Source organism: Mesorhizobium erdmanii USDA 3471 (assembly GCF_000472705.1).
Taxonomy (GTDB): Bacteria; Pseudomonadota; Alphaproteobacteria; order Rhizobiales; family Rhizobiaceae; genus Mesorhizobium; species Mesorhizobium erdmanii.
Genome location: NZ_AXAE01000012.1, coordinates 238,452 through 263,001 on the forward strand (window position 1 = coordinate 238,452; position 24,550 = coordinate 263,001).

General features: G+C 64.5%; 29 protein-coding genes. 14 read left to right on the forward strand and 15 right to left on the reverse strand.

Translation table 11 applies throughout. From position 1 onward, the window contains the following. Positions 1-20: 20 nt before the first annotated feature. Complete coding sequence (locus A3AU_RS0108515; RefSeq protein WP_027052420.1) at positions 21-914, reverse strand: MurR/RpiR family transcriptional regulator; 894 nt, start codon at positions 912-914, stop codon at positions 21-23. 118 nt (positions 915-1,032) lie between these two features. Here A3AU_RS0108515 and A3AU_RS0108520 point away from each other — a divergent pair, with 118 nt between their 5' ends. After that, entirely contained in the window at positions 1,033-2,226 is a 1,194-nt protein-coding gene (locus tag A3AU_RS0108520) for a Gfo/Idh/MocA family protein (RefSeq protein WP_027052421.1), read from the forward strand. Between the two features lie 44 nt (positions 2,227-2,270). On the opposite strand, the gene A3AU_RS0108525 is transcribed toward A3AU_RS0108520, so the two are convergent. Next, complete coding sequence (locus A3AU_RS0108525; protein ID WP_027052422.1) at positions 2,271-2,741, reverse strand: NUDIX hydrolase; 471 nt, start codon at positions 2,739-2,741, stop codon at positions 2,271-2,273. A gap of 186 nt (positions 2,742-2,927) precedes the next feature. Between A3AU_RS0108525 and A3AU_RS0108530 the strand changes: the two genes are divergently transcribed. The 3 genes from A3AU_RS0108530 to A3AU_RS1000000137240 all read left to right on the forward strand — a co-directional run bounded on the left by A3AU_RS0108530 (position 2,928) and on the right by A3AU_RS1000000137240 (position 4,178). Then, positions 2,928-3,458: a sterol desaturase family protein gene (locus tag A3AU_RS0108530; protein ID WP_027052423.1), complete on the forward strand. Its 531-nt coding sequence runs from the start codon at positions 2,928-2,930 to the stop codon at positions 3,456-3,458. 86 nt (positions 3,459-3,544) lie between these two features. Further along, a complete protein-coding gene (locus A3AU_RS1000000140735) occupies positions 3,545-3,679 on the forward strand; it encodes a hypothetical protein (RefSeq protein WP_272481084.1) in 135 nt (44 codons plus the stop codon). A 166-nt stretch (positions 3,680-3,845) separates the two neighbouring features. Then, positions 3,846-4,178, forward strand: coding sequence for an excalibur calcium-binding domain-containing protein (locus A3AU_RS1000000137240; RefSeq protein ID WP_027052424.1), 333 nt, complete (start codon positions 3,846-3,848; stop codon positions 4,176-4,178). Between the two features lie 3 nt (positions 4,179-4,181). On the opposite strand, the gene dinB is transcribed toward A3AU_RS1000000137240, so the two are convergent. Together dinB and A3AU_RS0108555 are read right to left on the reverse strand one after the other, a co-directional pair. After that, positions 4,182-5,429, reverse strand: a complete 1,248-nt coding sequence (gene dinB, locus A3AU_RS0108545; protein ID WP_027052425.1) for a DNA polymerase IV — start codon at positions 5,427-5,429, stop codon at positions 4,182-4,184. Positions 5,430-5,781: 352 nt separating this feature from the next. After that, complete coding sequence (locus tag A3AU_RS0108555; RefSeq protein ID WP_027052427.1) at positions 5,782-6,198, reverse strand: winged helix-turn-helix transcriptional regulator; 417 nt, start codon at positions 6,196-6,198, stop codon at positions 5,782-5,784. A 108-nt stretch (positions 6,199-6,306) separates the two neighbouring features. Between A3AU_RS0108555 and A3AU_RS0108560 the strand changes: the two genes are divergently transcribed. The 3 genes from A3AU_RS0108560 (at position 6,307) to A3AU_RS0108570 (ending at position 9,043) form a co-directional block, all read left to right on the forward strand. Continuing rightward, positions 6,307-6,894 carry a dihydrofolate reductase family protein gene (locus A3AU_RS0108560; RefSeq protein WP_027052428.1) on the forward strand — a complete coding sequence of 196 codons (588 nt, stop codon included), beginning with the start codon at positions 6,307-6,309 and terminating at the stop codon, positions 6,892-6,894. A gap of 198 nt (positions 6,895-7,092) precedes the next feature. After that, positions 7,093-8,025 carry an alpha/beta hydrolase gene (locus tag A3AU_RS01000000135150; protein ID WP_032917004.1) on the forward strand — a complete coding sequence of 311 codons (933 nt, stop codon included), beginning with the start codon at positions 7,093-7,095 and terminating at the stop codon, positions 8,023-8,025. Between the two features lie 88 nt (positions 8,026-8,113). Continuing rightward, a complete protein-coding gene (locus A3AU_RS0108570; protein WP_027052429.1) occupies positions 8,114-9,043 on the forward strand; it encodes a sigma-70 family RNA polymerase sigma factor in 930 nt (309 codons plus the stop codon). A 21-nt stretch (positions 9,044-9,064) separates the two neighbouring features. Here A3AU_RS0108570 and A3AU_RS0108575 read toward each other — a convergent pair whose 3' ends face one another. Together A3AU_RS0108575 and A3AU_RS0108580 are read right to left on the reverse strand one after the other, a co-directional pair. Then, positions 9,065-9,826 (reverse strand): alpha/beta fold hydrolase, encoded by a 762-nt coding sequence (locus tag A3AU_RS0108575; protein WP_027052430.1) that lies wholly within the window; start codon positions 9,824-9,826, stop codon positions 9,065-9,067. A 109-nt stretch (positions 9,827-9,935) separates the two neighbouring features. Next, the gene (locus A3AU_RS0108580) at positions 9,936-10,850 is read right to left on the reverse strand and encodes an alpha/beta fold hydrolase (protein WP_027052431.1); all 915 of its coding nucleotides are present in this window, start codon (positions 10,848-10,850) and stop codon (positions 9,936-9,938) included. Positions 10,851-11,035: 185 nt separating this feature from the next. Between A3AU_RS0108580 and A3AU_RS0108585 the strand changes: the two genes are divergently transcribed. After that, positions 11,036-11,938 (forward strand): LysR family transcriptional regulator, encoded by a 903-nt coding sequence (locus A3AU_RS0108585; protein ID WP_027052432.1) that lies wholly within the window; start codon positions 11,036-11,038, stop codon positions 11,936-11,938. A gap of 7 nt (positions 11,939-11,945) precedes the next feature. Here the strand turns inward: A3AU_RS0108585 and A3AU_RS0108590 are convergent, their stop codons facing one another. The 4 genes from A3AU_RS0108590 to ada all read right to left on the reverse strand — a co-directional run bounded on the left by A3AU_RS0108590 (position 11,946) and on the right by ada (position 14,748). Then, entirely contained in the window at positions 11,946-12,689 is a 744-nt protein-coding gene (locus A3AU_RS0108590) for a 2OG-Fe(II) oxygenase (protein ID WP_027052433.1), read from the reverse strand. Continuing rightward, positions 12,686-13,237: a methylated-DNA--[protein]-cysteine S-methyltransferase gene (locus A3AU_RS0108595; RefSeq protein ID WP_027052434.1), complete on the reverse strand. Its 552-nt coding sequence runs from the start codon at positions 13,235-13,237 to the stop codon at positions 12,686-12,688. The genes A3AU_RS0108590 and A3AU_RS0108595 overlap by 4 nt, the downstream gene beginning before the upstream one ends. A 143-nt stretch (positions 13,238-13,380) precedes the next feature. Further along, the gene (locus tag A3AU_RS0108600) at positions 13,381-13,599 is read right to left on the reverse strand and encodes a hypothetical protein (RefSeq protein WP_245235438.1); all 219 of its coding nucleotides are present in this window, start codon (positions 13,597-13,599) and stop codon (positions 13,381-13,383) included. A 21-nt stretch (positions 13,600-13,620) separates the two neighbouring features. Next, positions 13,621-14,748 (reverse strand): bifunctional DNA-binding transcriptional regulator/O6-methylguanine-DNA methyltransferase Ada, encoded by a 1,128-nt coding sequence (gene ada / locus A3AU_RS0108605; RefSeq protein ID WP_032917072.1) that lies wholly within the window; start codon positions 14,746-14,748, stop codon positions 13,621-13,623. Between the two features lie 127 nt (positions 14,749-14,875). Between ada and A3AU_RS0108610 the strand changes: the two genes are divergently transcribed. Further along, complete coding sequence (locus tag A3AU_RS0108610; protein ID WP_027052437.1) at positions 14,876-15,172, forward strand: type II toxin-antitoxin system HigB family toxin; 297 nt, start codon at positions 14,876-14,878, stop codon at positions 15,170-15,172. Then, on the forward strand, positions 15,172-15,570 hold the full coding sequence (locus tag A3AU_RS0108615) for a helix-turn-helix domain-containing protein (RefSeq protein ID WP_027052438.1): 399 nt from the start codon (positions 15,172-15,174) through the stop codon (positions 15,568-15,570). Before A3AU_RS0108610 ends, A3AU_RS0108615 begins: the two co-directional genes overlap by 1 nt. Positions 15,571-15,587: 17 nt before the next feature. Here the strand turns inward: A3AU_RS0108615 and A3AU_RS0108620 are convergent, their stop codons facing one another. Next, on the reverse strand, positions 15,588-16,280 hold the full coding sequence (locus A3AU_RS0108620) for a winged helix-turn-helix transcriptional regulator (RefSeq protein ID WP_027052439.1): 693 nt from the start codon (positions 16,278-16,280) through the stop codon (positions 15,588-15,590). Between the two features lie 281 nt (positions 16,281-16,561). Here A3AU_RS0108620 and A3AU_RS0108625 point away from each other — a divergent pair, with 281 nt between their 5' ends. Continuing rightward, positions 16,562-16,888, forward strand: a complete 327-nt coding sequence (locus A3AU_RS0108625) for a DUF1330 domain-containing protein (RefSeq protein ID WP_027052440.1) — start codon at positions 16,562-16,564, stop codon at positions 16,886-16,888. Positions 16,889-17,009: 121 nt separating this feature from the next. Then, positions 17,010-17,546, forward strand: a complete 537-nt coding sequence (locus A3AU_RS0108630; protein WP_418001063.1) for a hypothetical protein — start codon at positions 17,010-17,012, stop codon at positions 17,544-17,546. A 77-nt stretch (positions 17,547-17,623) separates the two neighbouring features. Here A3AU_RS0108630 and A3AU_RS0108635 read toward each other — a convergent pair whose 3' ends face one another. Both A3AU_RS0108635 and A3AU_RS0108645 read right to left on the reverse strand, forming a co-directional pair. After that, positions 17,624-18,694: a phosphatase PAP2 family protein gene (locus A3AU_RS0108635; protein WP_027052442.1), complete on the reverse strand. Its 1,071-nt coding sequence runs from the start codon at positions 18,692-18,694 to the stop codon at positions 17,624-17,626. Positions 18,695-18,967: 273 nt separating this feature from the next. Further along, positions 18,968-19,417 carry an ester cyclase gene (locus A3AU_RS0108645; RefSeq protein WP_027052443.1) on the reverse strand — a complete coding sequence of 150 codons (450 nt, stop codon included), beginning with the start codon at positions 19,415-19,417 and terminating at the stop codon, positions 18,968-18,970. Positions 19,418-19,632: 215 nt separating this feature from the next. Here A3AU_RS0108645 and A3AU_RS0108650 point away from each other — a divergent pair, with 215 nt between their 5' ends. After that, the gene (locus A3AU_RS0108650) at positions 19,633-21,723 is read left to right on the forward strand and encodes an EAL domain-containing protein (protein WP_027052444.1); all 2,091 of its coding nucleotides are present in this window, start codon (positions 19,633-19,635) and stop codon (positions 21,721-21,723) included. Positions 21,724-21,771: 48 nt separating this feature from the next. Here the strand turns inward: A3AU_RS0108650 and A3AU_RS0108655 are convergent, their stop codons facing one another. Further along, positions 21,772-21,966 (reverse strand): hypothetical protein, encoded by a 195-nt coding sequence (locus A3AU_RS0108655; RefSeq protein ID WP_027052445.1) that lies wholly within the window; start codon positions 21,964-21,966, stop codon positions 21,772-21,774. 208 nt (positions 21,967-22,174) lie between these two features. Between A3AU_RS0108655 and A3AU_RS01000000135155 the strand changes: the two genes are divergently transcribed. Further along, a complete protein-coding gene (locus A3AU_RS01000000135155; protein WP_051355317.1) occupies positions 22,175-22,936 on the forward strand; it encodes a 3-keto-5-aminohexanoate cleavage protein in 762 nt (253 codons plus the stop codon). A 72-nt stretch (positions 22,937-23,008) separates the two neighbouring features. On the opposite strand, the gene A3AU_RS0108665 is transcribed toward A3AU_RS01000000135155, so the two are convergent. After that, on the reverse strand, positions 23,009-24,517 hold the full coding sequence (locus A3AU_RS0108665; RefSeq protein ID WP_027052446.1) for an AMP-binding protein: 1,509 nt from the start codon (positions 24,515-24,517) through the stop codon (positions 23,009-23,011). Between the last annotated feature and the right edge of the window lie 33 nt (positions 24,518-24,550).

Below are 24,550 nucleotides of genomic sequence, written 5' to 3' on the forward strand. Positions count from 1 at the left end.
TCAATTGTGCCAGCAACACCTCATGTGCCGCGCTTTGCCGCGACGCCTTGGACCAGCGCCATGCCGACAGCCAGAGACGCCGCCAGCGAGCGGAAGCCGGCGAAGTCTGATTCCACCACCTCCAGCCAGCTGTCCGACAACCGGATGAGCGGGCTGAAAGTGCTGTCGGTGATGGTGACGATGCGGGCCTTGCGCTCATGCGCCACCGCGACGAGGTCGGGCGTGATCGAATTGTAGGGGCTGAAGGAGACCGCCAGAACGGCGTCGCTGCCGCCGATGCAGCCGACCTGGTCGAGCGCCGACGAGCCGACATTGTCGACCAGCACGTTGCGCACGCCTTGCTGCGACAAGGTCAGCGACAGATAGGCGGTGACCGGGAAGGCGCGCTTGGAGCCGATGACGTAGATCAGGTCGGCGGCGGCCAGCGTGGCCACCATCTTCTCGAAGCTTTCGACGTCGAAGCCGGCCTCGATGCGGCCAAGCGAGGCCTGCGAAGCGCCGACCATGCCGTGCAGGAAGTGCGTGGCGGCGTTGGGTTCGGCGTCGGCGCGCGGCTCGCCGCGTCCTTCCGGCCACGAACCCTTGACGTGCTCCTTGAACAGGCCCTGGAAATCGGAAAAGCCGGAATAGCCGAAGATCTGGGCGAAGCGCACCAGGGTCGAAGGCTGTACGCCCGCCTGCGCCGCCACCTGCGCGATGGTGCCGAGCGCGACGTCGCTTGGATGCTGCCACAGGAAGATCGCCACCTGACGCAGGCGCTTGGGGAAATGCACCGTACCGGAGGACAGCACCGCGCGCAGTTCCTCATAGGTCTGCGGCTGGATATAGCCCAACGCGGCAAGAGAGCGCCCGCGCTTGCGCGTCGCCGCCTCGTCGGCACTGGATCGTCCGGATGATTTTTTCGCCCCGCTCATGATTTCAGGCTAGCGTGGCACGATTGTATTACAATAAGAAAATTGGAAATCCTGTTCGAAAGTGGTAGCCGACCTTGCGGCGGGGCGCGTCGCCAACGATCTGCCCGGAGGAGAAAACATGGTCTACGCAACATCGGATGGGTCGGCGGGCAGGCGGCTGAGGGTCGGCATGGTCGGCGGCGGCCGCAACGCCTTCATCGGCGCGGTGCATCGGCTGGCCATGCGCCTCGACGACCAGATCGTCCTGGTTGCCGGCGCGCTGTCGTCCGACCCGGAGAACGCCGCCGCCTCGGCCGCCGAGATCGGCATCGCGCCGGAGCGCAGCTATGCCGATTACCACGCCATGGCAAAGTCCGAAGCGGCGCGGCCCGATGGTATCGAGGCGGTCGTCATCGTCACGCCGAACCATCTGCACGCGCCGATCGCCACCGCCTTTCTCGAGGCCGGCATCGACGTGATCTGCGACAAGCCGCTGTCGACGACGCTCAGCGACGCCGAGGCGCTGGTGGCGCTGGCGCGCGCAAGGAAACGCCGCTTCGTCGTCACGCTCAACAACACCGGCTACGCCATGGTGCGGCAGGCGCGCGAGATGGTGATGGCTGGCGAGCTTGGGCGGATCGTGTCGGTGCATGGCGCCTATATCCAGGACTGGCTGACCAAGCCGATCGACGCCGACGGCCAGAAGCAGGCGGAGTGGCGCACCGATCCGGCGCGGGCAGGGCAGTCGGCGGTGCTGGCCGATATCGGTGTGCATGCCTTCAACCTGGCAAGCTATATTTCGGGCAGCGAGGCCGAGGCGGTCGCGGCGGACCTGTTCACCGCCGTGCCGGGACGCCGGCTCGACGACAATGCGCATGTGATGGTGCGCTGGACGGATGGCGCGCGCGGCACAATCCTGGCCAGCCAGACATCGCCCGGCCACTACAATGATCTCTCCGTGCGCATCTATGGCGACAAAGCCGGCCTCGAATGGTCGGGCGGACGGCCGGAAGAACTGCGCTTTTCAGTCTATGGCGAGGAAACCCGCACGCTGGTGCGCGGCGGCCACGGCTCGACCGCCGAAAGCCAGCGCGTGTCGCGCATGCCGGCGGCGCACCCGGAAGGCTATATCGAGGCCTTCGCCAATTTCTACCGCGACGCCGCCGACATCATTCGCGCCCATCGGTCTGGCGGGGTGGTGGATGCGGCAAGGGCCGCGCAAGTGCCAGACGTGGTCGACGGTGCGCGCGGGGTGAAGTTTGTCGCCGCCGCCGTGGAATCGAACGCGGCTGGTGGTGCGTGGACAGCGGCGCGGTTTGTGAGTGATAGCTGATCTCCCTCACGAGCGGGGAGATCGGCAGCTTTAGCCGCCGGCGGCTACCCAGCCCCCAGTTGCTTCGCCAGGTCAGCCAGCATCGGGCGCTGCCCGACGAGGATCTTGATTTCGGCCTCGGGCAAAGTGAACCAGCCGGCTCTGTCGACCTCCGGAAATTCTTTCATCGACCCGGAGCGCGGCGGCCATTCCATGGTGAAGCTGTTGCTCTCGATAGTGGCGACGTTGATTTCGGCCCGCGCCTCGACAGACCAGGCAATGACCATCTTGCCGCCCGGCTGCTTGTAGTCGCCGAGGCGGGCGAAGGGGCCTTCGACGGTGATGCCGAGCTCTTCCCCGGTCTCGCGTCGTGCGGCCGCCAGTTCGTCCTCATTCTCCTCGACGAGGCCTTTGGGGATCGACCAGGCGCCATCGTCCTTCTTCGCCCAGAACGGGCCGCCGGGATGAACCAGAAGCACCCGGATAGTCCCGTCGCTTCGACGATAAATCAGCAGGCCCGCACTACGTTTTGCCATTTTTGCATGTCCGTTTGCGGCGCTGGTGCGAAGTCGGCCGATTCCGTGTGGACCACGAGTGCCGATCTTGTATCGGGAAATTGCGACGCTATGTCAGATTCATCTGCATTGCACCTCACCCGAGAGTTCGGCAATCTGATAACATCGTTTCTGGGGCGGCGTCGAAAATCAGGTGAGGCGTCCGGCATGCAACTGGGTCTGATCGGTTACTACAGCGACTTCGTGGTCTATCCGCTGGTGATCGCCCTGTTGGGGGTGGCCGGGCTGATCGAGGCTGGAGAAGAGGGCGCGCCGGACTGGATCGCCATGGCGTTGGTCTGTCTCGGCCTGTGGACGTTGATCGAATACGTCCTGCACCGCTTCGTCCTGCATCACGTGCCCTGGGTCAGGGATCTGCATGACCGCCACCATGTCGAGGAGCGCAGCCCGGTGGGCACGCCGACCTGGCTCAGTCTCGGCGTGCATGCCGCGATCGCGCTGTCCGTCTGGCTGATCACGGATTTCGCCACGGGAAGCGCGGTCGGCTGCGGGCTGATGCTGGGCTATCTCTGGTACATCAGCGTCCACCACATGATCCATCACTGGCATCCCAGCCATCCCAGCTATCTCTACACGCTCAAGCGCCGCCACGCCGTGCATCACCATGTCGACGACAATGCCAATTTCGGCGTGACGTCGATATTCTGGGACCGGATTTTCGGCACGGCGCGGCTTTGAACCCATCGGGCGCCCATACGGTTGTCGGTGGAGGGACGTCGCTCGCTGCCATAGGCGCTCGGATCTCATTTGCAGAGAGTGCGGGTATGATGCATGGTTGGGATGCACAGCCGCTTGGGCGTGGGGGATTTGCCGTGAAGAAGACCTATCGGAAGCCGGTGCTGGTGAAGCGCGAACTGCTGTCCGCCGTGACCGCGGCGCCTGCTGCTTCCGGGCGTTGATCCGGAAAGCGTGAGCGAAGGGGGCTGACACTCCCGCGCTCAGAGCTACTTTTCCATCAGTTTCCCTGCAAGTCGTCCGGAAACCGGTGCAAAGCCGAAGTCGTTGCCACGGCAGCCGGCTCAAGATAGATTCTGTTGGGGTATTGGAACCGGGGGCGTACCGCGAATGCTTCTGTCATCGTTCCATTGGCATGCGCATCGTCGCCATAGTTGGCTGAAATTGGTAGCTCTTTTCGCGCCGTTCATCCTTTTGTCTGGTTACATTGCCTATGGCTTTATCGGCATCCGGATCGACTCGCCGCTCACCGCCCTCAGGCATTTTGCTGCGTTCCCGAATTGTGCAGCCGCTCGCGCCGTTGGGCTTGCTCCCGCGCGCAAGGGGCAACCCGGCTACTGGCCTACGCATGATGCCGACAAGGACGGTATCGCCTGCGAGGCTTGGCATGGGGAAAGCGCCAGCGGCGTCAAGGTGCATCGCTACTGGCGCACCGGCAGGTAGTTCTCACAATTCCTTTTCCGCCAATTCCCTGAATTCGTCGGGCACCGAGCGGGCCGCTTCCAGCGCCACCGTGCCGTAGCCGACGGCCTGCTTGCCGAAGCGCTCGCGGATCTTGTCGATGGCGCGGTCGGCGCCGAAGCGGGCGAGGCCTTTCTGGCTGCCGGGTCGACGCTCTTCGTCGGCGAGACCGAGTGGCAGGTCGAGTTGCAGTTCCGCGCTTTCCCAGAGGTGCGAGACTGAAATCGCCAGCAGCGAGATGATTTTCTCCCTGGGATGGTCGGCGAGCACGCCGCGCACCAGGTCGCCGGCGACCTCGGCCAGCATGGTGGTCGCCGAGATCGGCTGGTCGAGCGTGATCGAGCGCGTGACGGCGCTGAGATCGGCAAAGCGTACCCGCACCGTCACCGTGCGGCCGGGCCGCGCCTTGGCGCGCAGCCGGCTGGCGACACGGTCGGCCAGATGGAGCAAGGTGGGCACGATGACATCAGCCACGGCGGGCTTGCGGCCTAGCGCCGACTGGGCGCCGGCCGAATGCGCGCGGCGCCTGGTTTCCAGTTTCCTCGGGTCGCGGTTCCACGACAAAGCAGCGAGCTTTTCGCCGGCGGCAGGCCCGAGCAGCCGGGTCAGCGCGCCGCTATGCGTCCTCGCCAACTGGCCGATGGTCTCGACGCCGATTTCGGCCAGCCGCGCTTTGGTCGCCGGGCCGACGCCCCACATCAGCCCGACCGGCAAATCGTGCAGGAAGGCCAGCTCGGTGCCGGGCTCGACCACCACCAGCCCGTCGGGCTTGGCGACCTGCGAGGCGATCTTGGCCAGGTGTTTGGTGCGGGCGACGCCGATCGAAATCGGCAGGCTGAGTTCAGCCCGTACGCGACGGCGGATCGCCATGGCGATATCTCGAGGCGAGCCGAAGAGATGTGTGCAGCCAGCGACATCGGCAAAGGCCTCGTCGATGGAAATGCGCTCCACCACCGGGGTGAAATCGTCGAGCACCTTGATCGCCGCGTCGCCCAGCCGCTGATAGTGGCTGAAATTGCCGCCGACGAAGATCAACCGCGGGCAAAGCTCGCGCGCCTTGCGCCCGGGCATGCCGCCGCGCACGCCGAAGGCGCGGGCTTCGTAGGACGCGGCCAGCACCACGCCGCCGCCGACCGCGATCGGCTTGCCGCGCAACGACGGGTCGAGCAACTGCTCGACCGAGGCATAGAAGGCATCGAGGTCGGCATGCAGGATGGTGGCTGTCGTTTCCATCCCGACCGCTCATCCGCAGTTGCTGATAGATACGAACAAATAGAGAACAAATGGGGATCAATGTCAAGCGGGGGACGGACGTGTGAGACAATCGCGGTTTGAGTGCGTCGCTCCATATCCACCGCCAGCGCTGCCCCTCACCTGCCTGCCGGCATCCTCTCCCCGTAAACGGGGCGAGGGCCGCCCTCATCGATGATTTCGCCAATCACCAACGCTGCGAAGATGGCGTCGGCGTTGCGGCCAGCTTCTTTCGCCCCGTTTACGGGGAGAAATGCCCGGCAGGGCAATGAGGGGCGGCGCCAACGTTGCAGGACGAGGCGGTACCGCATCGGCCGAACCTCAAAGCCACCGCCTATCCAACATGCTCGGCCCGCAGTGCCGCCTTGATCCGGTCCAGCGCCGGCTCGCCGCCGGCGGCCAGTCCTTCGGCGATGCGGGCGAGATGATCGTCCGCCTTGCGGTGCTTGCTGCCCCAGGCGCCAAGCGTGGCCAGCACCGGCAACAGGTCGATGCCTGCCTCGGTCAGCCGGTAGATCGCCTTCAGCCCATGGCTCGGGTCGTCGCTGCGGGTGAGGATGCCTTCGTCCTGCAGCGTCTGCAGCCGTTCGGCCAGGGTGCGCGAGGAGATGCCTTCATCCGACTGCAGGAATTCGCGAAAATGCTTTTTTCCGGCGAAGACCAGGTCGCGGATGATGAGCAGCGTCCAGCGGTCGCCGAGCAGTTCCAGCGACAGGTTGATCGGGCAGCCGGATTTTTCGCGGGTCGACATTGCTAAGGTTCCATTTTTAAATCACTTTACTATTGACATCATTTCTTCCTGGCGTCAATGGTTTCAAAAGTAAATCAATTACCTCTGAGCCTGGACAGGGAGACGACGATGAAAAAGCTCATCCTGCAGATGCAGATGTCGGTCGACGGTTTTGTCGGCGCCAACGCGGATCTGCCGTGGCAGCTGTGGGAATGGGGCGACGACATCGGCTGGGACGAGGAACTGAAGCGCGATTTCAACGCCGTCTTCGCCGGCATCGACACCATCCTGCTCAGCCGCAAGATGGCGGAGGAGGGCTATCTCAGTCATTGGGGCAACGCCGCGAAGAGGTTTCCACGCGATCCGTTCTATGCCTTCGCCCAGCGCATCGTCGAGGCGAGGAAAGTGGTGGCGAGTGACAGGCTCGCGGCCTCGCGGTGGGAGCGGACGACCGTGGTGAGCGGCGACCTGCCGCGCGAGGTCAACGCGTTGAAGACGGGCGAGGGCGGCGACATCGCCGTCTTCGGCGGCGCCGGCTTCGCCTCCGCGCTGATCGCCGCCGGGCTGGTCGACGAGTTCCAGCTGTTCATCAATCCGGCCGTGCTGGGCGCCGGGCGCCGCATCTTCGACCAGGGCGGCTTTGCCGCGTTGCGGGTGCTCGGCTCGAAGGCCTATGCCTGCGGCATGGTGGTCAACCGTTACGCCCCGGCCGGGTGATCGGGGTACGGCCAAAGGTCGCTGTCAAAAAACCGTTGGGACAGAATCCTTTGCCCTCGTCTGTTCGTCTTCAAGGTGCGGTCGCCGCTGTGGCGGCGAAAAAAAGCAGGCGGCGCGACGTATCCTTTTCATCGGCCCATTCGTCTCTGCTTCTCGAAAGGTCGCGAGGACCGCGATCCACAACTCCGGGAGACCATCATGGCCAGCATCGAGAGCGAAGCGAACAGGAACCATTACGCGGCGATCGTCGCCAATGCCGGCAAGTTCACCAGCCCGCGGGCGATGAATGATTTCAACGACACCAGCTGGACGGCGCTAACCGGCGAACCCGGCGGCGTCGATTATATCGAGGTGGATGCCGGCGGCGTGCCGGCGCTGTGGATCGTGCCGAAGGGCGCCGACGAGCGGCGCGTGTTGTTCTACGCCCATGGCGGCGGCTTTCTCGGCGGCTCGATCTACACGCACCGCAAGCTGGTCGGCCATCTGGCCAAGGCCGTCGGCTGCCGGGCCCTGTCCTACGACTATCCGCTGGCGCACCAGGCCAAGCATCCGGCCCAGCTCGAGGCGGCGATGGCGGCCTGGAACTGGCTGATCGACCAGGGTTTCGACACCAAGCACATCGCGATTGCCGGCGATTCCTGCGGCGCGGTGCTGACCTATGGCGTGCTGCAGCGGCTGCGCTCGCAAAAGCGGCCGCTGCCGGCCGCCACGCTGATCATCTCCGGCTGGTTCGACATGGCGCTGACCGGCGCCAGCTACGAGACCAACCGCGAGAAGGACCCGGCCTTCGCCAGGGAGTCCGTCGACTGGCTGGTGACCAACTTCATCGGCGAGCGCGACCGGCTCGATCCGGAGGTCAGCGCGCTCTATGCCGATCTTTCCGGCTTTCCGCCTGTCTTCCTGCAGGCCGGCGCCGACGAGACGCTGGTCGACGAAAGCCGCATGTTCGCCGAGCGCGCTGGCCAAGCCGGCGTCGAGACGCGCCTCGACGTCTTCGACGGCATGCTGCACTCGTTCCAGATGATGGCCGGCAGGGCGCCGGAAGCCGACGACGCGGTTCGCCGCTTCGCCGCCTGGGTGCGGCCGAAGCTTGGCTTGCCGGGCGCCGTCAAAGAGGAGAGGGCGGCGTGACCATGCGCCGGCCGAGCGTGCCGGGCATTGCGCTTGTGGAAGTGCCAGGCTTGGGTGATGATGTGCCGGTGCTGACCGACGTGCCGCGATGAACCAGCAGATCCGCAAATTTCGTGAAACGAGGCAGGGCATCGAGCCGCGCCTTGACCCGGAAGGCCTGTACGACATCCGCTACCGGGCATTCCTGGAGACGGTCTCGCACATGCGGGTCCGCCTCCACCGCTATTGCGCGCGAATGACCGGCTCGGCTCTCGACGGCGAGGACATCATGCAGGAGGCGCTGTTCGAGGCCTATCGCAAGATCGGGCTGCTCGACGATGCGCAAGCGTTGCGGCCGTGGCTGTTCCGCATCGCCCATAACAGGTGCATCGACTTCATCCGCAACCGCCAGGCGCGGCAGCGGGCCGAGGCCGGCTATGCCAGCGACGAGATCGTGCTGCCGGTGGAGCCCGCTGGCCCGGGTGCCGGCCGCGCCATCGAGCGGCTGGTGGTGCACCTGCCGCCGAAGGAGCGTGCCTGCGTGCTGCTGAAGGATGTCTTCGACCATTCGCTGGACGAGATCGCCGAGCTGGTCGGCTCGACATCGGGCGGCGTCAAGTCGGCGCTCAATCGCGGCCGGGCCAAGCTCGCCGCTCTGCCGGCGCAACCGGTCGCAGTGCCCGTGCATGACCTGGGGCTCGAGCGGCTGCTCGGCCGCTATGTCGAACTCTTCAATGCCAGGGACTGGGACGGTGTGCGGGCGCTGACCAGCGCCGATGCGCGGCTCAGGGTTTCGGACTGCTACAATGGCCTGCTCTCCCGCTCGCCCTATTTCGTCGAATATGAGCGCGGCGAGCCCTGGCGCATGCGGCCTGACGTGGTCGAAGGGGAGGCCGTGCTGGTCGTCGACAGGCTGCGCGGCGAGGACTGGCAGCCGGCCTATCCGGTGCGCGTTCAAGCGACCGGCGGGGTCATCGACCGCATCGCCGACTATTATGCCTGTCCGTGGATCCTGGAGATGGTCTTCGCGGACGGGTGACGGACCCATCCGGCCCGCGTCCTATCTCACCGAGTCGGCGGCGGCCAGAATGACATCGGCCACCTCGCGCGGCTTGGAGAGCATGGGGACGTGGCTGGTCGCAAGCTCGGTCACCTTAGCGCCGATCGCCTTGGCCATCGCGGCTTCAGCCGCCGGCGGTATCATGCCGTCGTGGCTGGCGACGATGTAGAAGCTCGGCTTGGTTTCGTAGGCGGCAGCCGTGAGCTTCTCGTCGAAAACGCCGGCAAAGGGCGGACCTTGCGTGGCCGCGATCAGGCTGATTTCCCGCGGCGGCAGGTCCTGCGCGAAATGTTTGGCGACGCCTTCGGGGCTTAGCCTGACATAGCCGCCGCTGTCGGCTTGCAGGGCGCTTGCCCAGGGCGGCGCCGGCTGCCCCTTGCCAAGATCGTTCACCGACATGCCCTTTGGCGGCGCGAAGGCGGCGACGTAGACCAGTGCCTTGACCTTGTCGTCCACGCCCGCCTGGCTGATGACGACACCGCCCCAGGAATGGCCGACCAGGATGACCGGCCCCTGCTGGGCATCGATGACGCGCTTGGTTGCGTCGACATCGGCGGCAAGCGAGCTCAGCGGATTTTGCACCGCCACCACATTGAGCCCCTTGGCCTCCAGCAAGGGAATGACCTTGCTCCAGCTCGAACCGTCGGCAAAGGCGCCATGCACAAGCACCACCGTTTTCTTCGGTGCATCGGCGGCCCATGCCGGTGCCGTGACAGTCATCAGGACGGCGGCTCCGAGAGCCAGGACATGCGACAGTGACATCTGATGTCTCCCTTCTCGCCGCGGGCCGCACCGCTTCCGAGGCGCGGACCCGTTGGGCTTTCTCTACAAGATCGATCTCGGCGAAGCCCGGAACGACGGTTCCAGGCTGCTACTTGGCCAGGAAATCGGTGATGAGCTTGACCGTGGCATCCGGGTTTTCCTCCATGATCCAATGGCCGGATGCTGGCACGATGGCGCCTGTCACGTTCGAAGCGACAAAGCGCAGGATATCGGCCTGGCTCGTGCCTGCCGATTTCTCCGCGCCGGCCGCCAGCACCGGCATGGGCAGTTTGCCGCCGGTGGAAAGCATCGCCTGGTTGTCGATGGCGTCCTGGTCGAAAGCCTTGAACTGTTCGAAGGCGTCATGCATGGCATGCGGCCGCGCATAGAGTTTTGCATAGTGGGCGCGCGTCGCCTCGTCGATCTTCTTCGGGTCGGCCGACAGTTCATTGTAGAAGCGGTCGAGGTAGATGCGCTCGCGGCCCGCGACCAGCCGCTCCATATCGGGGCCGCGGAAGTTGAAGTGCCACAGCAGCGGGCTTTGCTTGATCTTGTCCCAGTCGCCGATGCCTGGCAGCGGCGCGTCGATGACAACCCATTTGGTGATGCGCTTCGGATATTGCGCGGCCAGCGCATAGCCGACCATGTTGCCGATGTCGTGCGTCACCAGGTCGGCCTTGTCGATCTTCAGCGCATCCATCACGCCGGCGATGTCGACCGCCTGGTTCTTTTTGGTGTAGCCGTCGTCGGGATGCGCCGAAAGGCCCATGCCGCGCAGGTCCGGCACGATCACCGTGTGATCCTTCATCAGGGCTATCGCGGCCGGCGCCCACATGTCGCCGGTATCGCCGAAGCCATGCAGCAGCACGACCGCCGGACCTTTTCCGCCGACGCGGACGTGCAGGCTGGTGCCGTTGGTCTTGATTGTCTGCGTCTTGAAACTTGCAGGAAAGGCGACCACGCGGGCCGAAGCTGAAACACTCATCGCCAACAACCCGAGCACGATGACCAAAGGACGAAACATGAAAGCACTCCTGGAGATTTTGTTTTAGAATTTTTGTTCCGCGCAATTTCCGGACGGAAAACCGCTACGCACTTTTCCTGGAATTGCTCTATCACCGCAGTATCGCGGTTTTGTGAATTATGACACCATGCCATTGATTTCGTTAGGCGACGGTCGCCTGATTGTGAATTCGGGAAAGCCGAACAATGCTGAAGCTCGAATCCGCCGCCGCCTTCGTCGCCGTGGCGGAATCCGGTTCGATCACCGAGGCTGCCAGGCGCATGAGCCTGTCCAACTCCGTCATCAGCGAGCGGCTGTCGGAGCTTGAGCGCAGCCTCGGCGCAAGGCTGCTGGACCGCACCACGCGCAAACTCTCGATCACCGAAGCGGGGCGGGGCTTTTACGAGCGCGCCAAGCGCATCATGCAGGAGGTGGTCGAGGCCAAAGCCGAAATCGCCGAACAGCGCGGCGAACTCGCCGGGCCGCTCAGGATATCGGCGCCGACAAGTTTCGGCATCCTCCATCTCGGCCCGGCGCTGTATGGCTTCCTCGCCAGGTACCCGGGGGTTGAGCTGACGCTCGATCTCGACGATCGTTTCGTCAGCATAGTGGCCGATGGCTACGACGCCATCGTGCGTCACGGGCCGATCGTCGATGACGGGCCTGTCATCGTCAAGAAGCTGGCTTCCAGCGAGCGCTTCCTGGTGGCTTCGCCGGACTATATCGAGCGGTTCGGACGACCCGCGACCACCGACGAGCTGAAACGCCACAAGGGCATCATCTATTCCATCCGGGGCGCCGCTGACTGGCGGTTCAAGATTTCGCGGCGGCTGGTGACGATCCGCCCGCAAACCGCGCTGCGCGTCAACAACGGGATCTTGATGCGCGACGCCGCGCTTGCCGGCCTCGGCCTGGCGCTGCTCCCCGCCTATTTCATCCGGACCGAGATCGCCGACAAGCGATTGACGGTGATCGATGTCGGGGCGGAGCCTGAAGGAGCCACCATCTATATCGCCTATCCCGAGGATAGGCGTGGATCCGCCAAACTGCGCGCGCTCACCACATGGCTACGCGATGCCTTTGGCGATCCGCCCTATTGGAAGGCTTGAGCGGCGCTCACTTGGCATCGTGAAAAATGATGCCGACGGTGTGGCGCGTGCCTGAGCGCAGGCGGCTGACGCCGTGGCGCAGATTGACGCGGTAATTGCCTTTCGTTCCCTGCACCGGCCGGTTGTGGACGGCGAAGGCCACCGCATCGCCCTGGCGCAGCGGCACAACTTCGACCCGGCTCTGCATGCGCGGCCGCTGCTCGGTCAGCGCGAATTCGCCGCCGGTGAAGTCCTCGCCCGGCGCGGACAGCAGGATGGCCACCTGCAGCGGGAAGGCGAGGTCGCCATAGAGGTCCTGGTGCAGGCAGTTGAAGTCTCCCGGCACATATTGCAGCAGAAGCGGCGTTGGCCTGACCTGGCCGGCGGCATGGCATTGTTCGAGGAATTCGGCATGCGTCGCGGGGTAGCGCAGGGCGATGCCCATGCGCTCGTTCCAGCGGTTGGCGACCCCGGCCAGGTTGGGATAGAGCGCGCTGCGCAACCCGCCGAGGAGATCGGGCAAGGGATAGCGGAAATAGCGGTATTCGCCCTTGCCGAAACCGTGCCTGGCCATGTGGATGTGACTGCGAAAATGGCTTTCATCCGTGTAGAGGCCGGCGATCTGCCGGCATTCCTGTGGCGACAGCAGCTTTTCCATCACCGCGCAGCCGAAGCCGTCGAGTTCGGTGGCCAATGCCGGCCAGTCGTAAGCGGCGATGCGTGTCTCGGCGGCCTCCACCGCCGATGCGGCAACCCTGGCGTGGGCGTTCATATCCGTGCCTCCCGGTCGAGCAAGACGCGCTTGCGTTCGATACCCCAGCGATAGCCCGACGGCGTACCGTCGGCGTGGACAACGCGGTGGCAGGGAATGCCGAGCGCGATCGCGTTGGCGGCGCAGGCCGTCGCCACGGCGCGGGCGCCATTCGGCTGGCCGAGACGCCGGGCAAGCGCGGTGTAGGTGAGGGTGGCGCCGCAAGGGATGGTGCGCAGCACGCCCCACACACGCTGCTGGAACGGCGTGCCGTGGCGCATGTCGAGCGGCAGGTCGAGACCGATGCCGGGCGTTTCGACGAAGCGCGCGATCGCGGCGAGATCATCGCGCAAGGAGGCCTCGTCTTCGACCAGCATGTTGCCGGGAAAACGGCCGGCGAGGTCCTGCGCCAAGGCTTCGGCGTCGGAGCCGATCAGGATTGCGCAGACGCCGATCCGGCTGCGCGCCGCCAAGATGGTGCCGATGGCGGATTCGCCGATGGCATAGGCGATGGTGTCGAGGGCGTTGTGCGCCGTAGATACGGTCATTTGAGTTTGCATGAGGTTCATTGCCTTCACTCCTTTGTCTGTGGCTGAACCCTAGCCAGGTGCCGGTTAGCGCTCACTCCGATGCTTGCTTTCAAATTCAAACTCGCAAGTCGGGAGCATCCACTTCATCGCCGAGTTTTTGTGGCGTAGAGCGTTGAGCGCACCTATGCGACACGCGTGACGGACACCTCGCCCAGCACGAACACTTCGCCTGACAACAGCCGCAGCTCGATCTCACCCGTCCCGCTGCGGCTCCATTCGGCGTTGCCGGCGTCGACCAGTTCGCCGATGGCGGCCAACACCAGCGATCTGGCGTCCGCCCGGTCGACGGCGACACCGGTGGCGATCTCGATGTTGGCACCGGCGGCGGAAGACCTGGCCATCGCGCGCATCGCGGGTCCTCGTCAGGCCCGCGCGGACAGGTCGGTCCTGTCGGCGGCCTTCGCCGGCCCGCCCGCCTCGCGGTCGAGCAGCGCGCGCTTGCGCTCGGCGCCCCAGGCATAGCCGGAGAGCGCGCCATCCTTGCGGATCACGCGATGGCAGGGAATGGCCACGGCATGGCTGTTGGCGGCGCAGGCGGCGGCGATGGCGCGGGTTGCCTTCGGCGCGCCGATGCGCCGCGCGATCTCGGCATAGGAAACCGTGCCGCCAACCGGGATATCCCGCAAGGCCTGCCAGACGCGCTGCTGGAATGCGGTACCGCGCACGTCGAGCGGCAGGTCGAGACCGAGCCGCGGGGCCTCGACGAAGCCGACGACGCGGGCGACCAGCGCCTCGTAGTCGCGGTCGCCGCCGATCAGCCGTGCCTTGGGGAAACGGTCCTGGAGGTCGCGCACAAGCGCGTCCGGATCGTCGCCGAGCAGGATCGAGGCGACGCCCTTTCTGCTCGACGCGACCAGGATGGCGCCAAGCGAGGACTGGCCGACGGCGAAGCGTATGTCCTCGTTGGCGCCGCCGGCGCGGTAGCGCGTCGGCGTCATGCCGAGCATGCCGGTCGATTTCTCGTAGAAACGCCCACTCGAATTGAAGCCCGCGTCGTAGATGGCCGCGGTCACGCTGGCGCCGTCTTCAAGACCCCGGCGAACCCGGGCGGAACGGTGCGCGGCGGCATAATCCTTCGGTGTCAGCCCGGTGATCGCCTTGAAGACGCGGTGGAAATAGCCGGGACTGCGGCCGGCGGCGTGCGCCAGTTCGATGAGCGAGGGCTCTTGCTCGCTCTGTTCGATCCTGCGGCAGGCATTCGCCACCATCGCGGCATTGCCGGCATCGAGCGAGGGGCCGTCCGGGTTGCAGCGCCGGCAGGCGCGAAAGCCGGTGGCTTTCGCCTGCACCAGCGTGTCGTGCAACTGGACATTGGCCGGGTTGGCGCGCCGCGACGGGCAGGAGGGCCGGCAGTAGACGCCGGTCGTCGCCACCGAATACCAGAATTGCCCGTCCGCCGATTTGTCGCGCGCGAGGATGCGCGCCCAGCGCGGGTCGTCGGCGACAGGCAGCGGCGTGGATTTCAGATCTCTGGCCAGGGTGATGAACATGGCCGCATTGAAATCGACGGGAGCCAGGCCCGCCACCCGTTTCCTGCAAAATGTCAGGATGCCCCGGTCCTTCCCAGATTGGGAAGGTTCCTCTTGTTCCCAATTTGGGAAATTGCTATATCGAGACATGCAGATCATCGCTAAGAAAGCGCTGAAGGATTTTTGGGCCAAACACAATCAGGCCGAAGCTCCTTTCACAGCTTGGTATGTGGCTGTCAGCAATGCTGACTGGAAGACTCCGACAGACATCAAAAACGCATTTGGAGCGACAGTCGATTTCGTGGGCGACAATCGAGTCATTTTCGATGTTGGCGGCAACAAGTACCGCCTGATTGTCCACGTCGCCTACAAGTTTCACCGCGTTCTGATCAAATTCGTCGGGACGCATCGAGAGTATGACAAGGTTGATCCGGAGAAGGTGTGATGGAGAATATTCGACCCATTAAGACCGAAGCCGATTATGATTGGGCAATTGCCGAAATCACCAAATATTTCGAGAATGAGCCGGAGCCCGGCTCTCTTGATGGTGACCGCTTCGATGTCCTCGCAACGCTAATCGAGGCTTATGAGGATAAGCGCTACCCGATCGAAGCGCCCGATCCCGTTGAAGCCATTCGGTCGCACATGCAACTGTTCAGCCTGTCGCGAAAGGCTCTGGCCGACGTGATCGGATCATCACCTCGGGCGACTGAGGTGCTGAACAGAAAGCGGGCTCTCACCCTGGATATGGTCTTCAAACTGAACAAGGAATGGAACATTCCTGCCGAAGTCCTCTTGCAACCCTATCACCTCGCAAATGACAGGGGCCGCAAGCGCGCCTAAGCCGCCGCCAGACCCTCCTACGCCGCGCGCTTGGGTTCCACCGCGAACGGGCTGAGGCCGAGCCAGGTCTGCATCTTCTTGCCGATGGCCTGGTCGCCGGTCAGGGCAACTTTCGCACCGGCCTTTTCGACCGTGAGCACTCCCATCCAGATCGCCGTCATCGTGTGCAGGTCGGTCGAGACGTAGAGGTCGACATCGAAGCCCGGATCGTACCAGCACAGATCGACCTCGCCATGCTTCTCGACGATCAGCCACCACGACCGTTTGGATGCCGGCAGGTCCTGATACAGAAATTGGATCACGGTGCGTCCCTCCGGCAGCGGCGAGGGGTTCAGATTGCGCCGCATGTCCCACATCAGAAGCGACGGATCGAGGTTCTTCAGCGAAAGCCGGGACTCGACCCATTTCTGTCCCCAGAAGCCCATCGCCTCGACCACCGGGCGTAAATCGCGGCCGGCTTCGGTCAGCCGATATTCGAAAATCCCCTTCTCGCCCTGGACCTCCTTGCGTTCGACGATACCGGCGAGCTCGAGTTCCTTGAGCCTTTGCGACAGAAGCGTCGGCGACATTTTGGGCACGCCGCGGCGCAGGTCGTTGAAACGGGTCGAACCCGCCACCAGTTCGCGCATCAGCACCATCGTCCAGCGGGTGCACAGAACCTCGGCGGCCATCGATAGCGGGCAGAACTGCTTGTATCCATGCTGGGTCATCTCTGATGTTCCTCCCTCGAAACCGGGCCGAACATTAGGCCCTCATGAATGAAGCGGCCAGTACGGAAACTGTACCGCCTAACGCGCGTCGCTCTGGAACGGATTCAGGCGACGCGCTTTTAAGTCTTTGTTTTGATGCATGTCGCTGTCCCAGAACCGCTGCACACTTCTGGGCGACATGCACTGGTACAGATCGCGGACTGGTTGGCGAGGGTCCTGCCATGCGAGCCCTTTGGCCGGTTGCACGGGATGCCCCTGTGCGCCGCAACCAGGAGACGACCATGACTGCTTACCTAATTGCCGACATCAAGATGAAGGACCCGAAATGGGTGCCGGAATACGCCGCCTCGGTGCACGACATCGTTCACAAGCATGGCGGCAAATATCTGTCGCGCAGCGGCAATGTGAAGACGCTCGAGGGCAAGCCGCTCGATACCACGCTGATCGCCCTGATGGCGTTCCCGTCGGAAGCGGCGGCGCGCGCCTTCACCAACGATCCGGCCTATGCGCCTTTTGTTTCGGCGCGTCAGGATGGCAGCGACAGCCGCTTCCAGCTGATCGACGACACGGATCTGGCCGGAACGATCTCGTATCTGCCGAAAGGATGATCCTTCCCGGCAGTCGTCACATCGATTTCGGGATCTCCAAGCAACAACGGTCACAGCGCTTGCCTGCCAGGCCTCCGTATTTTCGGCGGCCGGCCAGCTGTGCCTTTTCAAGAAGAATGGAATGACGATGACATCAATCTTTCGCAACAGGCTACTCATGGCGGCGGCCGTGCTGGCCGTCTGCGCCCCCTTTGCACAGGCGCATCAGCAAGCGGCTGAAGCCGCGTCCGGCTCCAGTCCGCTGGCCGACAAGGTGCGGGCCGCAAACAGCCGGTTCCTGGACGCCAAGGCGGCGGTAGCCGAGGGCTATGCGCCGATTCCCTGCGCCAGCGGCATCACCGGCGGTGCCATGGGCATCCACTACGTCAACAGCCAGTATCTCAAGGATGACAAGATCGACATCGCCCGTCCCGAAGCGGTGATGTACGAGCCGATGGCCGACGGCAAGCTGCAGCTCGTGGCGGTCGAATACATCACCTCGAAGGGACCGGCATCGCTCGACGGACAGCTGTTCAACTTCAACAGCGCGCCCAATCGCTATGGCCTGGGCGAATTCTACGAACTCCACGTCTGGGCCTGGAAGGGCAACCCGGCCGGCACTTTCGCCGACATGAACCCGAAAGTGTCGTGCGAGCATGCGATGGCGCCGAGTCAGTAGCGGCCAAGGCCAGGTGGCGCCAATGCCGCCTGGCCGAAAGGCAGTGGGGTGGTTTGCCGGGCCTCAGCCGGAAGCGATCATCGCGTTGCCGGCTCGGGCAACGGCAGTCCGATCCCGGCGGTGTCCCGGCTCGCTTGCGGCAGGCCGAAACGCCCGGTCAGGTACCAGAGCACGGATACGACCAGGATCGACAGGTAGCCATCCACCGCATAGTGCCAGCCGGTGTAGACCGAGCCGAACAGGATAAGTGCCGCGAAGGACCAGCCGGCGACGGCCCAGCGGCGCCCGAAACCGCTCAGGAAGAACGCGTTGAGCGTGACGAAGGCGACATGCATGCTTGGCATGGCCGAGATGCCGCCACCGAGTTCCGGGCGGCCGCTTGCGTAGACCGTGAGCAGATAGCTGGCATAGGTATGGACCGGCGCGGCATAGCCGTTCCGCGTGAGCGCGGTCTGCAATGCGGCAAACCGGTCGCCGCCGTAGAACTGGTCATAAAATAGCGGCCCCGTGGAGGACAGCGCCATCGCCAGAACGCTACCGCAGAGGATCGTGGTCAATGTGATCGCCCACAGATAACGCAAACGCCCTGCCGGGTTGTTCCAGAAGGCGACGAACAGCAAAGTGCCGAACCATTGCACGTGCCAGCCATATCCGTAGCCGATGAAGATGACGGCCGAGATGGGTTCGGGCACGATGCTGTGCGCCCATGTCCAGGGATCGGAGCCATGCAGCCTAAGATCAAGCTCCGCCAGCATGCGGTCGGCATAGTATGGGACGACCTCCGGTATGGTGATCTTGAATGTGGTGAAGGCGGTGATGCCGAGAAAGAACAGGAGGATCACCGGTGCGGCGCCCAACCAGCGCTGCCTGAGCATGTCGAGCATGAATCGCGTCGGGCTATGTCTGGCGAATGTCAATGCCATTAGGCCGAGGCCGGCGGCAAGAAGCGCGGGCAGGAAGAAGGCGAATGGCTGGGCGTAGGATTGCGCCAGGTGCAGATAGCGGCTTGGCTGCAGGTAAAGCGCGGCCAGGGCATAGGCCAGGCACAGGGCGGTCAGCAGCCAGCCGCTCCTCGTCGCGGCGATGTCCAGGTCAAAAATGGCAAGCGAACGGCGTTCGCCGTCGCGCTGACCGGTGTACGCACGCATTGAAAAAACCCGCCAAAAAGCCCAATGCCTTACCAAGGGCATTTTGGCTCGTTAAGTATTAATATTCAGTTCCGCTTTGGAAATGACCATGACTGCAAATATTATACATCTATAATTCTTCCTTTTCCATCAAGGATTTGTTGACGAAGATGTCTGCGTCAAATGCATGAGTATTCATGAGCGCGGAGCCGTTTGCGAACATCCCGAAAAGTTGCCGAGCTTCGGCCGTGGTCGAAGCAGGGCCATCGCCGGGCCGGCGATGGCCCTGTAAAATCAGGCAGCCTTGATCAGTCCGAGCTGTGTCAGCGCCGCGATGCCGTCGTCGAGACCGATCTCCTCGACGATCCTGCCGTCGATCACCTTGAGCACCGTGGTGCCGGTGAAGCGCATGGCGCGGCCGGTGGCGGCGGGCAGCGAACCGGCGAGGAAATCGCCGAAAGCCGGGCCGGTATGTGTGCCGCCGCCCTCCCACTGGCCGACGACATAGTCGCCCTCGGCGATGAGATCGGCGGTGGCCCAGAAGTTGAGGTCCGGGAAGGCGGCACGGAAATCGGTCATGAAGGCCTTGATGTCGTCGTGGCCCCGGCGCGGCTCGTGCAGGGAATATTTGAGCAGCATGTCGGGCGCGGCGATGGCGTCGACGACGGACAGGTCGCAGGTTTCACCCCAGAAGTCGGTGAACCATCTGACGACGACGGCCTTGTTGTCTTGCTGTTTGTTCATTGGCAGGGTCCTTTGTGCTTGGCTGGTCATCGGTGTGACCCGGGCCAGCACTAGGACGATCGGCGCCGCGCAAAACTCCGGTTCTTGCCGGCCAATCGAAAGACGGCGGCTGCGGGGAAGAAGGCAGGGATGCAACCTTTGACGCGTTCCGGTAACTGTTTCTTCTCTGGTTTTGCCGCAGATTGCCCGGTGGGTGGAGCAGGCGAAAACAGACTATGGCGCGTCAGGGCAAGAAAAGTCGCAATGGAGCGTTCTGGGCCAAGGCCCTGGAGCGAGCCCATCTTGGTGTCTGGGACTGGGATCTTCGCACAGGCGACTGCTTCTATTCGGCGACCTGGGCGCGAATGCTGGGCTACGAAGAAGATGAGCTCGCCAACACCAGCGATCTGTGGCTGCGACTCACCCATCCCGACGACCGAGAGCGGGCACTGGCCAGTGGCGACCGGCACATTGCCGGGCTGACCGATACCATCGAGACAGAACTGCGGCTGAAGCACAAAGAGGGTCACTGGGTGTGGGTGCTCGACCGCGGCGGCATCGTCGAGCGCGGCGCTGACGGACAGCCGCTGCGGCTGATGGGCGTGCAGACCGACATCTCGAAGCAGAAGGCCGCCGAAGCCGCGCTCGAACAGGTCAATGTGCGCTTCCGCCTGGCGTTGGCGGCGAGCGGCACCGGCATCTGGCATTACGACATCGCCACCAACAAAAGCTATTGGGACGCCCGCACCAGGGACATGTTCGGCCTCGTCGCGGATACCGACGAGGTGCCGGGCGACCTCTGGCACAGCTTTCTGCATCCCGACGACAAGGAAGCCACCGAGCGCGCCCACCGGCCGTCACCCGGCTCGGATGCGGTTACCGCCTGGCAATACCGCATCATCAAGCGCGACGGCGAGATACGCCATGTCGAATCGCTGGTGCGCTTCGTCGCCGCCGCCGGCGCCGCCGGCCAGGTCCTTGGCACGGTGCGCGACATCACCGAGGACAAGCTGCGCGAACAGGAGCTTGCCTTCGCCGCCCGCCACGACGCGCTGACCGGCCTGTGGAACCGCGCCGCCTTTGACAGGCTGCTGGCCGACCATATCGCCACCGGCGTGCCGCTGGCGGTGTTCTATGTCGATCTCGACTACTTCAAGGCGCTCAACGACTTCGCCGGCCACGCCGCGGGCGATCTGGCGCTGAAGAGCGTGGCGGTGGGCATCGGCCGCTGTCTGCCGCCATCGGCGCATGCGGCGCGGCTCGGCGGCGACGAGTTTGCCTTGCTGGTGCCCCATTGCGACGAGGCGCAGGCCGAACGGCTGGCCGGCGTCATACTGGCGGCCGTGCGCGGCGCCGATCTCGGTGTTGCCGCGACCTCTCGGCGGCTCGCGGCGAGCATCGGCATCGCCATCGTCAGCGACCGGACAACCACGGTGGCCGACGCGCTGGCCTGTGCCGACGACGCCTGCTACGCGGCCAAGGCCGCCGGGCGCGACCGTTTCGCGGTGTTTTCGGCCGAGGCAAATTCCGGCGGCCTCAACGCGGCGCGGCTCGCCGCCGACACGGTCGACGCCATGGAGGACGGCCGGCTGAAGCTGTTCGGCCAGGAGATCCACAGGCTGGGCAAGCCCTGGCAGGAAAGCCGCCATGTCGAGGTGTTGGCGCGGCTTGCCGGACGCAGCGGCAAGCTCATCCCGCCCAGCGAATTCATCCCTGCGGCGGAACGCTTCGGCATTGCCGCCAGGCTCGACCGCTGGATCATCCGCACGGCGCTCTCGCTGCATGGCGCGGCGATGAAGTCGGGCGCGATCACGCTCGGCTTCAACCTGTCGGCGCAGACGCTGAGCGATCCGGGGCTGTGGGATTTCGTCGACAGCATCATCGAGCAAACAGGGGTGCCGCATTCCGGCATCGGCTTCGAGATCACCGAAACCGCCGCCGTCACCAATTTCGACGCCGCCGAGACGTTCGTGCGCAAGGCGCGCGAGCGGCGCTGCAAAGTCAGCCTCGACGATTTCGGCGCCGGCATGAGCTCGTTCGAATATCTCAGGCGTTTTCCGGTCGATGCCATCAAGATCGACGGCTCCTTCATCGAGCACATCGCCGAGAGCCGCTTCGACCGGGAGATCGTGCTGGCCATCACCAGTATCGCCCGCAGTCTTGGCTGCGACGTGGTGGGCGAGAAGATCGAGCGGCAGGACATTTTGGCCATGCTCGACGATATGGGGGTCGCCTTCGGCCAGGGTTTTCTGCTGCACCGGCCCGAGCCGCTGGAGCGGATTGTCGCGCGTGCGGGCGAGGTGGCGACGGCCCGCAAGGCATCGTGATCGATAGAGTTTCGGGTGAGGCGGACCTCACCCGAAACTCTACAGATCTCAATAGACTTGCCGCATCGTCTGGTGCGGAAAATCCACGACGCCGGCCTCGGGCCGCCTGTGCTGTGCTTCCGCCACCATCTCGATCAAGAGGTCGAGGGCCTCGCATGTCGAGCGGCTCGTCTCGTCATTGCCGCGCAGATAGTCGTAGGCGCGTTCGAGATGGATGCGGGCTGCTGAAAAATCGCTGGTCAATGGTACCCTCCATGATCCCGCCCTAATGTCTTTTGCCCCGCCGGGCGGAATGCCGGGTAAATATCCACAGGCGGTTTTTATTTAAATGCCGGGTACTGTGCAGGGAAGGGGTGCGCGACCGGGACGCTGTCAGGAGTGACGTCTCCAAGCCTTTGCCACGTATTGCGGCGCGGCTAGACTGCCACCTCCCTTGTCCGAGGTGACATCCATGATTGTCCAGGCCTGCATCAACGGCGCGCGTCCACGTGATTTCCACCCGAAGCTGCCGCTGACGGCACAGGCCATGGCCGGCGACGCCGCGGCCTGCGTTGCCGCCGGTGCGGCCGAACTGCACATCCATCCGCGCGGCGCTGACGGGCGCGAAAGCCTGGCCGCCGTCGACGCGACGGTGCTTGCCGTGCGCCTGATCTGCCCGGGCAAATTGGTCGGCGTGTCGACGGGCGCCTGGATCGAGAACGATGTGACCCGAACCCGCGCGGCGATCACCGGCTGGCGCGAGCTGCCCGACTACGCATCGGTCAATCTGTCGGAGGCCGACGCGCCCGCCGTGATGGAGCTGTTGCGCCGGCGCGGCGTCGGCATCGAAGCCGGACTTGCGACGACGCAAGATGCCGAGCGCTTCGTCGGCCTTGCCGATCATGGCCAGGTGCTGCGCATCCTGATCGAGATCGACATCCAGGATTTGTCAGCCGCGCTCGACGAGGCACACGGCATCGCCGCCGTGCTCGAGCGAGCCGAAGCGCGGCGGCCGATCCTGCTGCACGGCGTCGACGCCACCGTCTGGCCATTCGTGGAACTTGCGCGCCAAAGACGCTGGTCGACGCGCGTCGGGCTGGAAGACGGCAAGACGCTGGCCGATGGAACCGTGGCCAAGGACAATGCGGAGATCGTCGCGGCGGCCGTGGCGATCTTTCGATCGCCGCCGGCTAAAGCGCGCCGCGTCGAAACGGATTCATTCGACGCGCTTTAGGCCTTTGTTTTTATGCATGTCGTTCTCCCAGAACAGAGGTCACGTCTGGGCGACATGCATTAGCTGGATGGTTCAGTCCCGACCGCCGCCTGTCCAGCCGCGAAGGATGTGTTTCTGGATCTTGCCGGAGCCGGTGCGCGGCAGCGCATCGGCGGACACGAACTCCTTCGGCACCTTGTAGCGGGCGATACGGGCACCGCAGTGGCTTGCCAGACCGGCCTGATCGAGAATGCGGCCAGTCTTCATCACGACAAAAGCGCGCCCAACTTCGCCCCAGCGCGCGTCGGCGACGCCGATCACGGCTGCTTCGGCGATGTCGGGATGATCGAGCAGCACCATTTCGATCTCGACCGGAAAAACATTCTCTCCGCCGGAGATGAACATGTCCTTGCGGCGATCGACGAGGGTGACGAAGCCGTCTTCGTCCTGCCGCGCGATGTCGCCGGTGCGGAACCAGCCATCGGTAGTGAAGGCATGCTCGGTTTCTTCCGGCCGGTTCCAGTAGCCTGAGGTGATCGAGGGGCCGGACAGCCATATTTCCCCCGGCTCGCCGGCGGCGACGTCGCCGCCATCGTCGTCGACGATGCGCAGGCCGATCGTCGGCGCGGCAAGGCCGGCGGAACCCGCCTTGCCGGCGATCCGGTCGGCCTCGACCGGCATGCCGAGCACCGTGCCTGCCTCCGTCATGCCGAAACCGTCGACCATGCGGATGCCTTGCGCCAGCCACCATTTGACATCGGCGGCCGGGTTGGGCGCGCCGCCAGTGAAGATGGCGGTGAGCGAGGCCCAGCGCGCCGGCGCGAAATCCGGGTGGTCGCGAAGCATCCTGGCCATTTGCGGCACGCAGAAATAGTGGGTGACGCCAAGTGCCGGATCGGCGAGGCGACGATTGGTGGCGCCGGCATCGAAGCCGGGCGAGATCAGCACCGTACCGCCCTGGAGCAGCGGCGGACGCAGATTGGTGATGAGGCCGATGACATGGAACATCGGCGCGTCGCAGAGGAAGACGCTGGCATTGCCGACCCGTCCGAGCACGCCGAAATTGACCGCCGTGGCCAATGCATTGCGTTCAGTGACGATGACGCCTTTTGGCCGGCCCGATGTGCCGGACGTATAGAGGATGATCGACGGCGCATCGCTGGCCGGCAAGGGACGGCGCGGCGCCGGCGCCCGCGCCGCGACCGCTTTAGCGAAGGAGGGGACTTCGATTGCTTTGCAGTCCTTGGGCAGCACCGTCTCAAGGGCGGTGTCGTGCACCAGCAGCGCAGGATCGCAATCGGCAAGGATCACCTGCTGCTCCGCGCTTGCGAGCCGCCAGTTGACTGGCACGAAAATGGCGCCGAGCCGCATTGCGGCCTGCTGCAGGATCAGGAGATCGGCGCTGTTGCGGGCAAGCGTGGCGATCCGCTGCCCCGGTTCGATGCCGTAGCCGGTTTCAAGCACCCCGACGGCGCGCTGGATGGCCTCGTCGAATGCGGCGTAGCTCCAGCGCCTGCCGGATGCCAGGTCGACGCAGGCAAAGCGATCCGGCTGCAGGCCTGCATGAAGGGCCACCGGATCCGATGTCGTGAAGGCCGGCATTCGCATCTCCTCCCAGATTGCGTCGGTGGTGGT

What these genes read in the sequence shown, in the direction of transcription:
- A3AU_RS0108515 (WP_027052420.1), bottom strand. Translation starts at nt 914, where the DNA reads ATGAGCGGGGCGAAAAAATCATCCGGACGATCCAGTGCCGACGAGGCG.
- A3AU_RS0108520 (WP_027052421.1), top strand. Translation starts at nt 1,033, where the DNA reads ATGGTCTACGCAACATCGGATGGGTCGGCGGGCAGGCGGCTGAGGGTC.
- A3AU_RS0108525 (WP_027052422.1), bottom strand. Translation starts at nt 2,741, where the DNA reads ATGGCAAAACGTAGTGCGGGCCTGCTGATTTATCGTCGAAGCGACGGG.
- A3AU_RS0108530 (WP_027052423.1), top strand. Translation starts at nt 2,928, where the DNA reads ATGCAACTGGGTCTGATCGGTTACTACAGCGACTTCGTGGTCTATCCG.
- A3AU_RS1000000140735 (WP_272481084.1), top strand. Translation starts at nt 3,545, where the DNA reads ATGATGCATGGTTGGGATGCACAGCCGCTTGGGCGTGGGGGATTTGCC.
- A3AU_RS1000000137240 (WP_027052424.1), top strand. Translation starts at nt 3,846, where the DNA reads ATGCTTCTGTCATCGTTCCATTGGCATGCGCATCGTCGCCATAGTTGG.
- dinB (WP_027052425.1), bottom strand. Translation starts at nt 5,429, where the DNA reads ATGGAAACGACAGCCACCATCCTGCATGCCGACCTCGATGCCTTCTAT.
- A3AU_RS0108555 (WP_027052427.1), bottom strand. Translation starts at nt 6,198, where the DNA reads ATGTCGACCCGCGAAAAATCCGGCTGCCCGATCAACCTGTCGCTGGAA.
- A3AU_RS0108560 (WP_027052428.1), top strand. Translation starts at nt 6,307, where the DNA reads ATGAAAAAGCTCATCCTGCAGATGCAGATGTCGGTCGACGGTTTTGTC.
- A3AU_RS01000000135150 (WP_032917004.1), top strand. Translation starts at nt 7,093, where the DNA reads ATGGCCAGCATCGAGAGCGAAGCGAACAGGAACCATTACGCGGCGATC.
- A3AU_RS0108570 (WP_027052429.1), top strand. Translation starts at nt 8,114, where the DNA reads ATGAACCAGCAGATCCGCAAATTTCGTGAAACGAGGCAGGGCATCGAG.
- A3AU_RS0108575 (WP_027052430.1), bottom strand. Translation starts at nt 9,826, where the DNA reads ATGTCACTGTCGCATGTCCTGGCTCTCGGAGCCGCCGTCCTGATGACT.
- A3AU_RS0108580 (WP_027052431.1), bottom strand. Translation starts at nt 10,850, where the DNA reads ATGTTTCGTCCTTTGGTCATCGTGCTCGGGTTGTTGGCGATGAGTGTT.
- A3AU_RS0108585 (WP_027052432.1), top strand. Translation starts at nt 11,036, where the DNA reads ATGCTGAAGCTCGAATCCGCCGCCGCCTTCGTCGCCGTGGCGGAATCC.
- A3AU_RS0108590 (WP_027052433.1), bottom strand. Translation starts at nt 12,689, where the DNA reads ATGAACGCCCACGCCAGGGTTGCCGCATCGGCGGTGGAGGCCGCCGAG.
- A3AU_RS0108595 (WP_027052434.1), bottom strand. Translation starts at nt 13,237, where the DNA reads ATGAACCTCATGCAAACTCAAATGACCGTATCTACGGCGCACAACGCC.
- A3AU_RS0108600 (WP_245235438.1), bottom strand. Translation starts at nt 13,599, where the DNA reads ATGGCCAGGTCTTCCGCCGCCGGTGCCAACATCGAGATCGCCACCGGT.
- ada (WP_032917072.1), bottom strand. Translation starts at nt 14,748, where the DNA reads ATGTTCATCACCCTGGCCAGAGATCTGAAATCCACGCCGCTGCCTGTC.
- A3AU_RS0108610 (WP_027052437.1), top strand. Translation starts at nt 14,876, where the DNA reads ATGCAGATCATCGCTAAGAAAGCGCTGAAGGATTTTTGGGCCAAACAC.
- A3AU_RS0108615 (WP_027052438.1), top strand. Translation starts at nt 15,172, where the DNA reads ATGGAGAATATTCGACCCATTAAGACCGAAGCCGATTATGATTGGGCA.
- A3AU_RS0108620 (WP_027052439.1), bottom strand. Translation starts at nt 16,280, where the DNA reads ATGACCCAGCATGGATACAAGCAGTTCTGCCCGCTATCGATGGCCGCC.
- A3AU_RS0108625 (WP_027052440.1), top strand. Translation starts at nt 16,562, where the DNA reads ATGACTGCTTACCTAATTGCCGACATCAAGATGAAGGACCCGAAATGG.
- A3AU_RS0108630 (WP_418001063.1), top strand. Translation starts at nt 17,010, where the DNA reads ATGACGATGACATCAATCTTTCGCAACAGGCTACTCATGGCGGCGGCC.
- A3AU_RS0108635 (WP_027052442.1), bottom strand. Translation starts at nt 18,694, where the DNA reads ATGCGTGCGTACACCGGTCAGCGCGACGGCGAACGCCGTTCGCTTGCC.
- A3AU_RS0108645 (WP_027052443.1), bottom strand. Translation starts at nt 19,417, where the DNA reads ATGAACAAACAGCAAGACAACAAGGCCGTCGTCGTCAGATGGTTCACC.
- A3AU_RS0108650 (WP_027052444.1), top strand. Translation starts at nt 19,633, where the DNA reads ATGGCGCGTCAGGGCAAGAAAAGTCGCAATGGAGCGTTCTGGGCCAAG.
- A3AU_RS01000000135155 (WP_051355317.1), top strand. Translation starts at nt 22,175, where the DNA reads ATGATTGTCCAGGCCTGCATCAACGGCGCGCGTCCACGTGATTTCCAC.
- A3AU_RS0108665 (WP_027052446.1), bottom strand. Translation starts at nt 24,517, where the DNA reads ATGCCGGCCTTCACGACATCGGATCCGGTGGCCCTTCATGCAGGCCTG.